Here is a 15,102-nt window from a genome sequence, read left to right as displayed (position 1 = left end):
CATCGACTAGAAGCAAATCATAAATTCCATATGTGGAAATCTAATTCTACATGTGAAAAACAGTTTGACACCTTTGGCGTCACTTCATAGCCTGTAGGCCAAATTCAGGAGGAGTGATGCATGCGCACTGACAAGAACTTCATCAACAACGAATTCGTCGCCTCATCCCAGGGCGAGATGATTTCGGTCTACAACCCGGCCACCGAAGCACTGGTAGGTCAGGTGCAGGCAGCAACCACTGACGAAGCGCTTGAAGCGGTGAGCATTGCGGCCAAGGCGCAGAAGGACTGGCGTGCCAAGACCAGCACCGAGCGTGCTGGCTACATGCACAAGCTTGCCGAGGCGCTGATGGCGCGCAAGGATGCCATCGGCCAGGCATTGGCAGATGAGTCCGGCAAGAGCCTGGAAGACGCCACCAATGAAGCCGTCTACGCCGCCGACATCACGCGCTACCACGCCGAGTGGGCACGTCGTATCGAGGGTGAGATCGTCCCCAGCGACACTCCCAATGAAAGCCTGCTGCTGCAGCGTGAGCCCATCGGCGTCGTGGCCTGCCTGATTCCGTTCAACTACCCGGTGTTCACCCTGCTGCGCAAGATCGCCCCGGCGCTGATCACCGGCAATGCCGTGGTCGTGCGTCCGAGCAACAACACCCCGACCTCCGCTTTCGAGATCGCCAAGGCGATCCAGGATGCCGGCATTCCGGCAGGCATCGTCAACATCCTGGCGATGGACCACGGCACCGCGGAAGCCGTCTGCACGCACCCCAAGGTGGGCATGATCACCCTGACCGGCAGCGTCGGCGCCGGTCGCAAGGTGCTGGAATATTCCCAGGTCAACATCGCCAAGTCCTCACTGGAACTGGGCGGCAAGTCACCGGCCATCGTCGAGCCGGATGCCGACCTGGCCAAGGCAGCAGCACAGATCGCGGCCTCTACCCTCACCAACTGTGGCCAGCTGTGTACCGCCATCGAGCGTGTCTATGTGCACGAATCCGTCTATGACGACTTCGTCGCCCAGCTGAAGCAGCAGATGGAAGGCGTCAAGTTCGGCAACCGTCTGGAAGATGCCAGCCTGATGGGGCCGCTGATCAACGAGAATTCGCGCCTCAACATCCATCAGATGGTGGAGCGCGCCATCGATGACGGCGCCACTCTGGAAATCGGCGGCTATATCCCGGAAGGCAAGGGCCACTTCTATCCGCCGACCCTGCTGACCGGTTGCCGTCAGGACATGGAGATCGTGCAGGAAGAGATCTTCGGCCCGGTGCTGCCGGTGCTGACCTACAGCGATGTGGACGAGGCGCTGGCACTGGCCAATGACCACCAGTTCGGTCTGGCCTCCGTGGTCTTCACCGAGAACTATCGCACCGCCATGAAGGTCGCCAACAACATCGAAGCCGGCGAGCTCTACATCAACCGCACCCCGGCGGACCCCTACCAGGGCTACCACGCCGGCTGGAAGCGCTCTGGCCTGGGCGGTGATGATGGCAAGCACGGCATGCTCGACTACACCCAGACCCGTCTGGTCGTGATGAACTACTGATCACGCCATTCCGTCTTGTCTGTCACGCCTTTGGGGAACCCTCTCCCCGGAGGCGCTGACGCCCTACCCCATTTCTTTCCGGAAGCACGCTGTTGGCGTCGAATGACGGCATGCCAGGCAGTGCGCTTCCACACCATCCTGCTAGCCAGTGACCACTGAAAGGCCTGCCACCATGAAAGTTGTCAGTTGCGAGACACACATCGTCGCCACTCCGCCGCCCCACGTCGGCGGCATGTACTGGATCTTCGTTCAGCTACGTACCGCTTGCGGCATCGAAGGGGTCGGTGAAGTCTATGCCGCCACCTTCCATCCGGAAGTCATGAGCAAGGCGATCGCCGATGTCTTCTCGCGTTATCTGGAAGGCAAGAACCCGCATCATATTGAACGTCTGTACCGCGAAGCCTTCTCCAGTGGCTTCACCCAACGCCCTGACCTCACCATGATGGGTGTGCTCAGCGGTCTCGAGATGGCCTGCTGGGATATCGTCGGCAAGGCGGCTGGTCTGCCGGTGTATGAGCTGATCGGTGGCAAGGTCCACGACAAGCTGCGTTCCTACACCTATCTGTACCCCAAGGATGCGCGCGGCAACTACGACTATGACAACGTCGAGCTGGCCGTCGAGTGCGCCCTGGAGAACAAGGAAAAGGGCTTCACCGCGCTGAAGTTCGATCCGGCTGGCCCCTACACCGCCTACTCCGGCCAGATGCTGTCTCTGGAAGGCATGGACAAGAGCGCCACCTTCTGCCGCCGCATCCGCGAAGCGGTCGGCAATAGCTGTGATCTGCTGTTCGGCACCCACGGCCAGATGACGCCGGCATCCGCCATTCGTCTCGCCAAGTATCTCGAGCCGTATGACCCGCTGTGGCTGGAAGAGCCGGTACCGCCGGGACAGAGCGAGGCCATGGCGCGCGTGGCAGACCACACCTCCATCCCGGTCGCGACCGGTGAGCGCCTGACCACCAAGTACGAATTCCACGATGTGCTCAAGAACAACGCGGCCTCCATCCTGCAGATGAACCTGGGACGCGTCGGCGGCATTCTGGAAGGCAAGAAGATCGCGGCGCTGGCAGAAGTCCATTACGCCCAGATCGCCCCGCATCTCTACAACGGCCCGGTCGGCGCCGCGGCCAGTATCCAGCTGGCGACCGCCACGCCCAACTTCCTGATTCAGGAAAGCATCGGCACCTGGGATGGCTTCCACGCCGATGTGCTCAAGGAGAAGATCGAGTGGCGTGATGGTTACATCATCCCCTCCACCAAGCCGGGCCTGGGGGTCGAGCTGGACATGGACGTGGTCAAGGCCAATTCGCCTTACACCGGCCGGACCCTGCACCTGAGCATGGACCCGCGTCCCTATGACGTGAAGGAACAGTCCAGCACCGACTGGAAGCGCAAGCCGGAGGCGTAACGCCGATGCAATACGATTTCATCATTGTCGGTGCCGGGTCGGCGGGGTGTATCCTCGCCAACCGGCTCAGCGCCAGCGGACGCCACAGCGTGTTGCTGCTGGAGGCCGGCGGCAAGGACACCTCGCCCTGGATCAAGGTGCCGGTCGGGTTCGCCAAGACCTACTACAACCCGACCTACAACTACATGTATTACAGCAAGGAAGAAGCCGCGATGGGGGGGCGCAAGATCTATACCCCCCGCGGCAAGGTGCAGGGTGGCTCCGGCTCCATCAATGCGATGATCTATGTCCGGGGCCAGGCCTCGGACTTCGATGACTGGGCGCGCGCCGGCAACGACGGCTGGTCCTATCGCGAGGTACTGCCCTACTTCAAGCGTCTTGAATGCCACCCGGATGGCGACACCGAGTATCGCTCCGGCCAGGGGCCGATCGGCATCACGCCGCTGAAACATGGCGCGCACCCGATCTGCCAGTCATGGCTGGAAGGTGCCCGCGAGCTGGGTTACACGCTCAATGATGATTTCAATGGCGAACACTTCGAGGGTGCTGGCATCTATGAGGCCAACATCCGCAAGGGACAGCGGGATTCTAGCAATACCGCCTATCTGAAGCCGGCGCTGTCACGCGACAACCTCACGCTCAAGCATATCTGTCGGGTGGAACGCGTGACGCTGGAAGAGACGCCCGATGGCGGCAAGCGCGCCACGGGTGTCGTCTACCGGCTTGATGACGAGGTCATCGAGGTGTCAGCACATCGCGAGGTCATTCTCTGCGCTGGCGCGGTGGACTCCCCGAAGCTGCTGCAGCTTTCGGGGATCGGCGAGCGTGAGGCGCTGGCGACGCATGGTATCCAGACACAGGTAGACCTGCCGGCCGTCGGGCAGAACCTGCAGGACCATCTGTGTGCCAGCTACTACTACCGCGCCAATCGCACCACGCTGAATGATGACTTCGCATCCTTCTGGGGCCAGGCAAAGGCAGGGCTGCAGTATCTGATCAACCGCAGCGGGCCGCTGGGCATGAGCGTGAATCAGGCCGGAGGGTTCTTCCGGGGCAGCGAGGCGGAGTCAGAGCCGAACATCCAGCTCTACTTCAACCCGATGTCCTACCAGATTCCCAACGACCCGAAGGCCAAGCTGACACCGGAGCCGTATTCCGGCTTCCTGCTGGCCTTCAATTCCTGCCGACCGACCAGCCGTGGCAGCATTTCACTGGCCTCGGCAGACCCGGCGGTGCCGGCGACCATCTGCCCCAACTACCTCAGCACCCAGAAAGACATTGATGAGGTCATCCAGGGCAGTCGTCTGGTGCGCAAGCTGATGGGCGCGCCCGCGCTCAAGGCCATCACCGAGTGCGAGGTCGCCCCGGCCGAGACGGTCCAGGATGAGGACAGCATGCTTGCGTACTTCCGCGCTCAGGGAGGCTCCATCTACCACCTGTGTGGCTCCTGCGCGATGGGCCCGGACAAGGCGAACGCCGTGGTCGACAGCCGGCTGAAGGTACATGGTGTGGCGGGGCTGCGCGTCATCGATGCCGCCATCTTCCCCAATATCACCTCCGGCAATCTGAATGCGCCGGTGATGATGGTGGCGGAAAAAGGCGCGGACCTGGTGCTGGCCGATCACGCCGAGTGAGCCGAGATCAGCCACCAGACAACCCGCGCACGGCCCATGGGTCTGGTACCCTATGGGCCGTTTTATATTCAGCGCATGAGAGATGCCGTGTGTGGCATCGTTCATCCGTCGTCAAAGTGTCACAGCCCCGGATGCACGCCGCCTGTGGCCGAGATTCGCGTTTCGGAGTGTCCCCGCGTTCATGAATCACGAGAAGACCAAAGCCCCTGCAGTCGACCACAGTGTCATGATTCTGGACCTGCTTGCGGCAGCCTCCTACCCGCTGACGCTCTCGGAAATCTGCGAGTCCACCGGCATCTCGCCTGCCACCGGACACCGCGTGATCAACTCCCTGCTGCACCATCAGCTGGTCGCTCACGATCCCGGTCGCAAGAAGTCCTACTGCATCGGCTCGCGCATCTTCCAGATCTCCTCGACGATCTACAACAAGCAGAGCCTGATTCCGGTCTTCTACCCCATCGCCGAGATTCTCAAGAACGAGATTCACCGCTCGATCTTCCTGTGCATCCCCATCGGGGATCAGGTGGTGGTGATCTCGAAGGTCGATGCCTCCGGCAGTGGCAGCTACAACCTCTACATCGGCAAGACCATGGCCCAGCACGCCTGTGCCGCCGGCAAGGCGATTCTCGCCATGCGCCCCGAGGCCTCATGCCAACTGTATCTGGAAGCTGCGACGCGGAGCACGCCCGGCCTGGCCGAACGCCGTGACGAGATGGATGCCGAGCTTGAACGTGCACAACGCCTGGGATATGCGGTGTCCAGCGGTGAGGCCGAAGGACAGCTGAGCTGTATCGCGGCGCCTGTGCTGAACATGCGCAACGAGCCCATTGCCGCCATCAGCGCCGTCATCAGCCAGGACTGCCTGAATCCGCAGCAGGCTCGCGCCTACTCCAAGCATCTGGTGCAGGCAGCGCGTCAGCTCTCCTCGCGCATCATCTGAGGTCCAAGACGGCACCTGGCGAGCCAGTTATGCTGCACCGCACAAAGTCTTGCCACTATATATAGGTATTTTTAGCACTGAGCATATAGGTATTTTTCAGTACTCAGCGATGTGACAGACGCGATGGAGTTGCTCTGATAGCAAAGCGCATCCGCGACAGCCGACAAGCGCCTTGAGGGTGTCTTTTGTCGATGGCGCGAATGGTCGATGGCGCGAATGCAAGATACCCGTGATTCACGGGCCAGCCTGGCCTCACGAATCACGGGTATCTTGCGTGGCATCATGACGGCGCGGCCCGCCTCCTGTCAGGTGATGACTGGTGCGCCAAGCAGTGCCTTGACCTCGACATATTCCGCCAGGCCTTCGTCGCCCCATTCACGGCCGTTGCCGGAACGCTTGTAGCCACCGAAGGGCGCATCGAAGGAGAACTCTGCCCCTTGCAGATAGCATTGCCCTGCCTGCATGCAGCGGGCGATCGGCAATGCTGCCTCGGCGTCACGTGCATAGACCGCAGATGACAGGCCATAGACGCTGTCATTGGCGATGGCGATCCCCTGCTTCACATCGTCGTAGGGCAGAATGCACAGCACCGGGCCGAAGACCTCCTCACGGGCGATCTCCATTTCATTGCTGACATTGGTGAAGATGGTCGGCCGCACATAGCAGCCCTTGTCGAGCCCTTCGGGCGGCTCGACGCCACCCAGCGCCAGCTCGACACCGTCGTTGATGGCTCGCTGCACCAGATCAAGCACCCGCTCGCGCTGACGCTGGGAGACCAGCGGCCCCATGGTGGTCGCCGGATCATTCGGGTCACCTACCACCTGCTCATTGGCGATCTCGACCGCCAGACGGGTCGCCTCTTCCATGCGCGAACGCGGCACCAGCAGACGCGTGAAAGCGTCGCAGGTCTGGCCGGTGTTGGCCATCACGTTCTCGACGTTCAAGCGCACGGCCGCGGCCAGGTCGGCATCTTCCGTCACCAGCAGCGGCGACTTGCCGCCCAGTTCCTGACAGACCCGCTTGACGGTGGGCGCGGCACTCTCGGCGACCTTGCTACCGGCAATGGTCGAGCCGGTGAAGGACACCATGTCGACCTGCGGATGGCCGGACATCACCGGGCCGATCTCGCTGCCCTCGCCCGTCACCACATTGAAGACACCTGCAGGCAGACCGACCTTCTCGAAGATCTCGGCCATGATGAAGTCCTGCAGCGGCGTCTGCTCCGCCGGCTTGGCGATCACGGTGCAGCCTGCCGCCAGCGCCGGGGCCAGCTTGCCGATCAACTGATGCAGCGGATAGTTCCACGGGTTGATCAGCGAGCAGACACCGATGGGCTCGCGCATCAGAGTCACATCGCCCTTGCGCTCGTCCTCCTCCATCTGGAAGGCGCGCTCGGCGTAGTAACGCATTCCCTCGATGGGGCCTTCCACGTGTAGCGCGCCGGCCAGTTGCACCGGGCAACCCATGGTGAGCACCTGGACGTCGCGCAGCTCATCGAAGCGACACTGCATCTCATCCGCTGCCGCCATCAGGATGTCGTGGCGTTCCTGCGCTGATGTCGTGGACCAGGCAGGCAGCGCCTGACGTGCTGCCATGATGGCAGCCTCCACATCCTGCTCACCGGCACGCGGTACACTGGCGCACAGCTCGCCGGTGGCCGGATTGATGACCTCCATGCGCTCGCGCCCGCAGGGTGCCTGCCAGTGACCATTGATGTAGAAGTTGTCGTGATGTTGCATGCCAGACCTCTCGTTGCTGGTGGGAGATAACACTTTCCCTGAGGGTGAGTCTCAAACGCAAATACCCCGGAGGCCATTCGCACGGCGCTCCGGGGCAGTCTTCACGGCTCAGTTGCGGCCGGTAACGCCGACTTCGTAGCCGACTTCTTCCGGCTCGTCATCGGTCAGCTCTGCCGGGAAACCGGTGCCGAGCACACGGACATCGGCGGCTTCCTCGAGACGACGGATGATGTTGGAGGACCACTCACGCGGACCGAAGCGTTCCTGACCATCGCGGAAGATGTCCATCAGCATCGGGGAGATTTCCAGCGGCACATCCAGGTTCTTGGCCAGGGTGTCGAACAGGCCGACATCCTTGAGCACCAGATCCATGGTGAAGCTGATGTTGCGGCTTCCGTTCAGGATGACCTGGGACTCGGTCTCGTGGACGAAGGAGTTGCCCGAGGAAATCTTGATCGCCTCGTAGGTGGTGTTCATGTCCATGCCGGCCTTCTTGCAGACGGTCAGGGCTTCGGCGACGGCGCACAGGTTGGCGGTGGCCAGGTAGTTGGTCATCACCTTGAGCACGGAGGCGGTGCCCAGCTCCCCGGTGTGCAGGACACGACGACCGAGATTGGTCAGCACCGGCAGCACCTGCTCGAAGGATTCGCGGTCACCGCCGACGAAGATGGAGATATTGCCGGTGGCGGCACGATGGCAGCCGCCGGAGACCGGCGCTTCCAGTGCCTTGGCACCGGTGGCCAGCACCTTGTCGGCGATACGACGCAGTTCGCCATCGTCGGTAGTGCTCATCTCGAGCCAGATCTTGCCTTCACGCAGACCGGCAATGATGCCGTCGTCGCTTTCCATCACGGCGCTGCAGGCAGCCGGAGACGGCAGGCAGGTGATGACCATGTCGTTGGCTTCGGCGAGTTCCTTGGAAGAATCCGCCCACTTGGCACCCTGCGCGAGGAAAGGCTTGGCGGCTTCCGGGTCAAGGTCACGCACGGTGACGTCATGTCCATTGCGCAGCAGACTACCTGCCAGCTTGCCACCCACGTTACCGAGACCGATGAATCCGACTTTCATGTGCTGTCCTCTTTGCTGTCTGCCTGCTGGCTGTCCGGTGTACTGCACAGGGCCGCTTGGGACGGAGTGGAATCCTGTCCGTCGTGGCCCATGTCATCTTGAGGCTCACCCTACTGGCCGACCTGCCTGCCAACAATTCATAAGAATTTGGCGATTGGTAACAATTTTTGTGAGCCCCCCCAGACCCCACGTCTCCGAACAGCGAACAACCGGCAGATGCCCAGCCCCCAGAATCCAGAAGTCAGAACCCGGAAACAAAAAAACGCCACCCGAAGGTGGCGTTGTCACGTAACAGCTCTCGCTCTGGCGGATCAGGTGGGCACGCTGCGACTCTGTGCCTCCAACCAGCCAAGGAGGGTCGCGACGCGCGGGTCCCGCTCCAGCTCGCGATGACAGACAGCCCCCCATTCACCGCGCCCGGTCGTCACCTGTCCGATCGGGTTGATGAGTCGACCGTTCGCCAGGTCATCGTCGGCAAAGGGCCCGTTGACCAATGCGACGCCCTCCCCGCGCGCCGCCATCTCCAGGGCGACGGCCAGGGTGTCGACCACGATGCAATTGCGGGTGGGACACGGGCCTAGCGACAATGCCTCGAAGTAACTCTCCCAATTCCAGCCCTCGGTGTAGACCCCGATCAACGGCAGCGTCTTCAAGGCATCCGCGGGAACCGGGTGTGCGTCGTCGCCCAGCAGCTGGGGGCTGCATACCGGGAGGAGGCGTGACTCGAACAACGGCTGCCAGTGCAGGTGGTCCGCCAGCGGCGCATCGCGGAAGACGATACCGACATCGGCATTGGCCTCATCGAACTCCCAGCCGAGACTGCACGTCATCAGCTTGAGCTCGACTTCAGGATGCATGGCCTGGAAATGCGACAAGCGAGGTGCCAACCAGCGAATCGAGGTCGTCACATAGACCTGAATCGTCAGCGGCTGGGCATGCTGCATCTGGCGCAGAGACTCGGCGCCTTGCACCAGGCCCGTCAGCGCTTCACGCACTACCGGATAGAAACGCTCGCCAGCCGCCGTCAGCACCACATGACGGCCTTCACGGGCAAAAAGTTTCACCTCCAGACTCTCTTCGAGACGCTGAATCTGGTTGGCAATGGCCGGATGCGTCAGGTTCAGTTCCTCGGCAGCCGCGCGGAGACTCAGCAGACGCGCAGCCGCTTCAAACCCTTTCAGCGAACTCAAGGGCGGCAGTTTCTGCAGTGGCAGAGGGGTTGGCATAGACGACACTCACGAAAGGCAAAAGGCGAGCAGGAAGCAACCGGTATCCCATGAACGATAGACGTTCTCGACACACTTTCCCGTTCACGGTACACGGTTGCCATCTGGCCCTCTTTCGCCATGAGACAATGGCAAAGCGGGTGACTGTCACAGACAGCCACCCGCACAATTGACCTCATGTTACCAAAGCCGCCATGCCGCGTAATGCCGATGCGCTTCGGCAAGCTACCCGGGACCGGCTCAACAGGCACGGCTCAACCGGCCTGACTCAGACAGCCTAGCTCAGCAGGCGCTCGTCGAAGGGGTAGTCGGACAACAGCTCCACCTGACCATCGTCACGAATGTACAGCTGCTCTTCGAGCTTGACGCCTTCACCGCCGGACTCATGCCCGATATAGCTCTCCACACACAGCGTCATCCCCGGTTGGAGGATGCCGTCGTACCCCTTGTCCTCGATATCCTCGCGATGAACGATGTAGGGATACTCGCCGTTCATCCCGACACCATGCGCCAGGGCGAAGTAACGACGCGCGCGGTAAGCGGGAGGGATTCGCCAGGCGCGTTCGGCGTACTCCTTGAAGCTGACCCCCGGCTTGAGATTTTCCATGTTGGTCTGGATCTGGTCATACGCCATGCGATAGAGCGATTTCTGCTCGGCGCTGGCCTCACCCGTGCCACACAGGAAGGTTCTCGAGAAGTCCGCATAGTATCCGTAACGTCCCACCACATCGGTATCCAGTGCGACCAGTTCTCCTGCCTGGATGACACGGTCGGAACATTCCTGGAACCAGGGGTTCGTGCGTGGCCCGGAATTCATGAGGCGTGTCTCGATGAAATCGGCGTCTGTCTCGATGATGTGCTGATGCAGTCGGGACCAGACGTGATTCTCGGTGACCCCAGGGCGGATGGAGGCCTCCAGTTTGCGCACTCCCTCCTCGACCGCTCTCAGCGAGGAGCGAATCATCTTTATCTCGTTGGGTACCTTGAAGGCTCGCGCCTGCTCAAGAGGCTCCTGAGCATCCAGCACTTGATAGCCTCGCTGCTCGAGCATGAAAGCGGCTTCCGCGGTCGCGCTTTCGATGGCGATCCGCTCACCTCCGCCGCACTGACGCACCAGACCGATGATTTCATCCGCCCAGGCCCTGGTGACGGCTTCCGTATTCTTCTCATTGAAATAATAGGAAATCGCCTTGGCCGGACGAATCTCGTCCACGGTCGGCAGATGGCTGGCCAGGTGTTCGCACCCCGAGAACTCGAACAGCACGACCGGCCCTGCCGCGGGGACGAATACGTAGCGAGCGGGATTGCGCGAACTGTATACCTGCATGTTGCGAGACCCGGTGGCATAGCGGACATGTGCCGGGTCGAACAGGACTGCCGCCGAGATATCACGACGGGCCAGCTCCTGGCGAACACGCGCAAGTCGGTCGCATTGGATCTGCGCAATCTCTTCCGACGTCGGTTCGCAGTCTTCCAGTGCATGGGTCGGGGCCAGAATGCCCATCGCTGTCAGGTCCATTTTCATGTGAAGTGCTCTGTGGGAAGTGTTCGATCAAGCGCTCAAGAGGCGCATGCAAGTTGAGAAGGCGTCACGGGAACACCGATCGTCGATCAGTCGAGCAGACCGTCGGCGCGCTGGACGTGCTGGGCTTCCGCCAGAATGTGCTGCTCCGAGACGCGTCCATACAGCTGACGCGTACGCTCAAGCCGGCCGACCACTCCCGGCGTTTCGGAATACGCGAAAATCGCCGTCAACCGTGGGACCTCACCCGACACCTGCGTGACGCGGTGCAGACTGAACCGCCCCTTGAACAACTGCAGATCGCCTGGGTTGAGGCTCAAGGTCTTCACCGCTTCGCGCGACTCTCCCCGGATCACTTCGCCTACGGCAGCGTAGTGTTCATCGTTGGGGGTGCGGATGCCGGGGCAATACTCGAACTGCCCCCCGCTCTCGGGCTGTTGCGTCATCATGGTGACGATGAATTCGTTGGTGTCGTAGTGCCAGGGTTGCTCGGTGCCATCTGGCAGCACGTTGAGCACGAGCCCGGCAAAGGGGTCGGCATACTCGTACACCCGCTCACGACCAAGACAGGCCGACACCAGTTGCTTCATGGCCTGCGAGACGTACAGCCGCTGCATCAGGCTATCGGCAGGGATCATGTCACGCATCACGAAGCCACTGGTGCGCGTCATGAACAAGCGACGCGGGTCCTGTTGGGGCAAGCGGTCGTCATCGGCCGTGAAATAAGCATTCACCTCGCGGGTGTTGTAGAACGCGGTCTCGGCGAGACGGGCCGTTTCCGCTTGCATCTGCGCAAGGCGCTCAGGACGCAGAAATCCTCTCAACACGGCACAACCCTCACGCTCGAGATCTTCACGCGCCTTGGCGATCGTGGCCTCAAGCACCGGAGATCGGGGGTCATGCAGGGGGTAACGCTCGGTATCGACCAACGCGGAGAGATCGACGGTCTCGGCATCGGCCAATTGCGGGGGCATCGCGGAAGTCAGGTCAGTCACGGAAGTATCCTCACGTCGTGGGGCTGGGGGACAAGACAGCTCGTGGGTCAGGCACTATGCTGGCCAGAATCCATGCATTTGAGAAACGAGTCATTCCAATGAAATCCATCGGCAAACCCGATACATCAAGCACAGACGCCCCTCGCCCGCTGCCATCGCTGGATACGGATCTCCTGCTGGCATTCGTGACGGTGGCCGACAGCGGGAGCTTCACTCAGGCATCGCGGCATCTGCATCGCACGCAGTCCACTGTCAGTCTGCGCATCAGCACCCTCGAGGAGCGTCTTGGCTATCGACTGCTGATGCGAACCAGCCGTCATATGGAATTGACCAATGCCGGCCGAACGTTTCTGCGTTACGCACGACGCATCCTGCAACTGCAACGCGAAGCCGTGGCCGCCCTCAGCGAAAACGACCACCCGATCACGTTGCGCCTCGGCTTGCCGGAGGATTACGCCACCACCTGGTTGCCAGATCTGCTGGCACATCTCGGCGAGCGCCACCCCCAGATCCGTCCGCACATCCACTGCCGGATGTCCACGGAACTGCTGGAACAGCTCGATGCCGGCCAGCTGGATCTGGTCATCGCGGTCAGCCACAACCAACAACGCCAGGGGGAACTGCTGTCCCGCGAACCGGTAGTGTGGGCGGCGCATCAACGCTTCGTGCTGGACCCCTCCGCTCCGCTGCCGTTGGCGCTGTTCCCCGAACAATGCATCTATCGCGAAAGGGCATTGTCCGCCCTGACCCAGGCAGAACGCAGCTGGCGCATCGATTCCACCAGTCAAAGCCCCAGTGGCTTGAGAGTCATCGTCAATCAGGGCCATGCCATCACGGTGGCAGATCGACGCTCGTTGCCTGAGGACTGGTGCGAGCTGGGCACCGAGGCAGGGCTTCCGGCGCTACCCACTGCCGAAATTGAACTCCATCGTTCCCCCAGCCTGACGCATCCGATCTTCGATACTTGCGCAGAGATGATTCGCGAATTGTTGCGAGAGAACCCTCAGGCGCGATGAGCCCTCATCAGGATCACTGGTCTTGCTGCTTATACGGGCGTTTTTACTATCTCCATTACGACCTCTGACATTCTGACTGCGACAGGATGGAAGATTTTCCGATCTACCCTGCAATACGCTGCACGGCAGTTCGCTGCATGTCACAGGGAGCCCGGAAAGCTGACGTCATTCCGCCTCCTCCTCGAGCACTGACGTTGCAAGATCAGATGATCGTCCCTACATGATCAGACGCTCATTCCCCCCTTACCGATGAGGCCCCTGATCGGCGCAGACAAGACGTCAAGCGCCACCCCGAGATGATCGGTAACACCTGACAACAAGATGATCGGCTACACCCGACAACAAGATCGAGGAGTATCAAATGTTCGGAGCATCCGTGCGCCCACTGGTCTTCTGGCCACCTTTCATTCTGCTGTTCGCCTCCGTATTGGCGAGCTTGATCGATCTCGACAGCTTTCTGGCTGTCACTACCAATCTCAACAACCAGGTACTGAGCAAGTTCGGCTGGTTGTTTTCCATCACGGCGCTCAGCATGGTGGTGGCCTGCCTCATCGCCTATCTTTCGCCGCTGGGCCGCACCCGTATCGGCGGTGAGAACGCGACGCGACTGTTGTCCCCATGGCGTTGGTTCTCCATCACGTTATGCACCACGTTGGCCGTGGGCATCATGTTCTGGTCGACCGCAGAGCCGCTTTATCATCTGCACTCGCCGCCCACCTCGCTGGACATTGCCGCCAATAGCCCGGAAGCCGCGCGGTTCGCGCTCTCGACCATGTTCCTGCACTGGTCGTTCACGCCCTATGCGATCTACACCGTCCCTGCGCTGATCTTTGCCCTGATGCATTACAACCTCGGCAAGCCCTTCTCGCTCGGAACCCTGTTCGTGCCGCTGCTGGGAGATCGACTGATCGGACGCAAGGGACGTGCACTGGATGCCCTGGCGCTGTTTGCGCTGGTCTGCGGGATGGCGTCGTCCCTCGGCACAGGCGCCATGACATTGGCAGGCGGCATCGACCGCTTCCTCGGCACTGGCTCGGGCCCGCTGATGCTGGGCATCGTCACCCTCGCGATCGTGCTGTGTTTCACCGCTTCGGCGGCCAGTGGTCTGCAAAAAGGCATCGCACGCCTGTCCGCCATCAACGCCAAGGCCTTCTTCGCCTTTCTCATCTTCGTGTTCGCCTTCGGTCCGACGCTGACCATCCTGGGCTACGGCACGGAAGCGGCTGGCGAATACTTCACCAACTTCATGAGCAAGAATCTGTTCACCGGGGCCTTCGACAATGACCCCTGGCCACAGAGCTGGACCATCTTCTACTGGGCCAACTGGATGGCATGGGCACCGATTTCGGCCTTGTTCCTGGGCAAGATCTCACGGGGGTATACCGTGCGGCAGTTCATGCTGATCAACATGGTGGCGCCCTCGCTCTTCTCGATCATCTATGTCGCGGTGTTCAGCAGCACGACATTGAAGCTCGACATGGATACCGCCGGGGCACTCAACACGATTCTCAGCGAGGCCGGGGCTGGCTCGGTGATCTACGCACTATTCGATGAGCTACCGATGAGCTCGCTGGTGGGAGGGATCTTCCTGGTCATCGCCTTCCTGTCCTTCGTGACAGCAGCCGACTCCAATACCGATGCCATCAGCCAGCTCTGCAGCTCGGATAGCCAGGCGGCCCTGGCAGGCAACGAAAGCGAAGAGCGCAGCAAGGGCCGACTGATGATGAAGATCGTCTGGGGCTCGACCATCGGCGCCGTCGCCTGGATCATGACTTCCTTCGTCGGCATCGACGGCATCAAGATGCTCTCCAACCTCGGCGGGGTACCAGCGCTATTCATCGTGATCGGTGCCACGGCGTCACTGATACGTCTGGTCTCGATCGGCACCGCCAAGATCGGCCTCGAGCACACGCCGTCACGCAGTTATTCGGCAGAAGCTCACCAGCGTTGGCAATCTTCCCAGTCCAGCTGAGTCAGCTCGAGATGGCGTGATACTCAAGTCCTCAAGG

Annotated in this window: 11 protein-coding genes; 6 read left to right on the top strand and 5 right to left on the bottom strand. The window is 61.2% G+C overall.

Translation table 11 applies throughout. The features are described 5' to 3' along the window. The first annotated feature begins 120 nt into the window (after positions 1-120). The 4 genes from aldA to FLM52_07170 all read left to right on the top strand — a co-directional run bounded on the left by aldA (position 121) and on the right by FLM52_07170 (position 5,527). Positions 121-1,545 carry an aldehyde dehydrogenase gene (gene aldA / locus FLM52_07185; GenBank protein ID NVN55567.1) on the top strand — a complete coding sequence of 475 codons (1,425 nt, stop codon included), beginning with the start codon at positions 121-123 and terminating at the stop codon, positions 1,543-1,545. A 172-nt stretch (positions 1,546-1,717) separates the two neighbouring features. After that, positions 1,718-2,953, top strand: a complete 1,236-nt coding sequence (locus FLM52_07180) for a mandelate racemase/muconate lactonizing enzyme family protein (GenBank protein NVN55566.1) — start codon at positions 1,718-1,720, stop codon at positions 2,951-2,953. A 5-nt stretch (positions 2,954-2,958) separates the two neighbouring features. Continuing rightward, positions 2,959-4,587, top strand: a complete 1,629-nt coding sequence (locus FLM52_07175) for a choline dehydrogenase (protein NVN55565.1) — start codon at positions 2,959-2,961, stop codon at positions 4,585-4,587. 181 nt (positions 4,588-4,768) lie between these two features. Further along, positions 4,769-5,527: an IclR family transcriptional regulator gene (locus tag FLM52_07170; protein ID NVN55564.1), complete on the top strand. Its 759-nt coding sequence runs from the start codon at positions 4,769-4,771 to the stop codon at positions 5,525-5,527. A gap of 305 nt (positions 5,528-5,832) precedes the next feature. Here FLM52_07170 and FLM52_07165 read toward each other — a convergent pair whose 3' ends face one another. From FLM52_07165 to FLM52_07145, 5 genes are all read right to left on the bottom strand, one after another. Continuing rightward, positions 5,833-7,266 (bottom strand): aldehyde dehydrogenase family protein, encoded by a 1,434-nt coding sequence (locus tag FLM52_07165; GenBank protein ID NVN55563.1) that lies wholly within the window; start codon positions 7,264-7,266, stop codon positions 5,833-5,835. A gap of 108 nt (positions 7,267-7,374) precedes the next feature. Beyond that, positions 7,375-8,334 (bottom strand): NAD(P)-dependent oxidoreductase, encoded by a 960-nt coding sequence (locus FLM52_07160; GenBank protein ID NVN55562.1) that lies wholly within the window; start codon positions 8,332-8,334, stop codon positions 7,375-7,377. A 311-nt stretch (positions 8,335-8,645) separates the two neighbouring features. Beyond that, positions 8,646-9,560, bottom strand: a complete 915-nt coding sequence (locus FLM52_07155; GenBank protein NVN55561.1) for a LysR family transcriptional regulator — start codon at positions 9,558-9,560, stop codon at positions 8,646-8,648. A gap of 277 nt (positions 9,561-9,837) precedes the next feature. Beyond that, on the bottom strand, positions 9,838-11,085 hold the full coding sequence (locus FLM52_07150) for an aminopeptidase P family protein (protein ID NVN55560.1): 1,248 nt from the start codon (positions 11,083-11,085) through the stop codon (positions 9,838-9,840). Between the two features lie 86 nt (positions 11,086-11,171). Beyond that, on the bottom strand, positions 11,172-12,056 hold the full coding sequence (locus FLM52_07145) for a hypothetical protein (GenBank protein NVN55559.1): 885 nt from the start codon (positions 12,054-12,056) through the stop codon (positions 11,172-11,174). Positions 12,057-12,175: 119 nt separating this feature from the next. On the opposite strand from FLM52_07145, the gene FLM52_07140 reads away from it, so the two are divergent. Beyond that, the gene (locus FLM52_07140) at positions 12,176-13,093 is read left to right on the top strand and encodes a LysR family transcriptional regulator (GenBank protein ID NVN55558.1); all 918 of its coding nucleotides are present in this window, start codon (positions 12,176-12,178) and stop codon (positions 13,091-13,093) included. A 361-nt stretch (positions 13,094-13,454) separates the two neighbouring features. Continuing rightward, entirely contained in the window at positions 13,455-15,065 is a 1,611-nt protein-coding gene (locus FLM52_07135; GenBank protein NVN55557.1) for a BCCT family transporter, read from the top strand. Positions 15,066-15,102 lie beyond the last annotated feature (37 nt).

The organism is bacterium Scap17, assembly GCA_013376735.1.
In the GTDB taxonomy this organism is placed as follows: domain Bacteria; phylum Pseudomonadota; class Gammaproteobacteria; order Pseudomonadales; family Halomonadaceae; genus Cobetia.
Note: the sequence above shows the minus strand (reverse complement) of the source record. Positions and strands in the feature narration are given on the sequence as shown.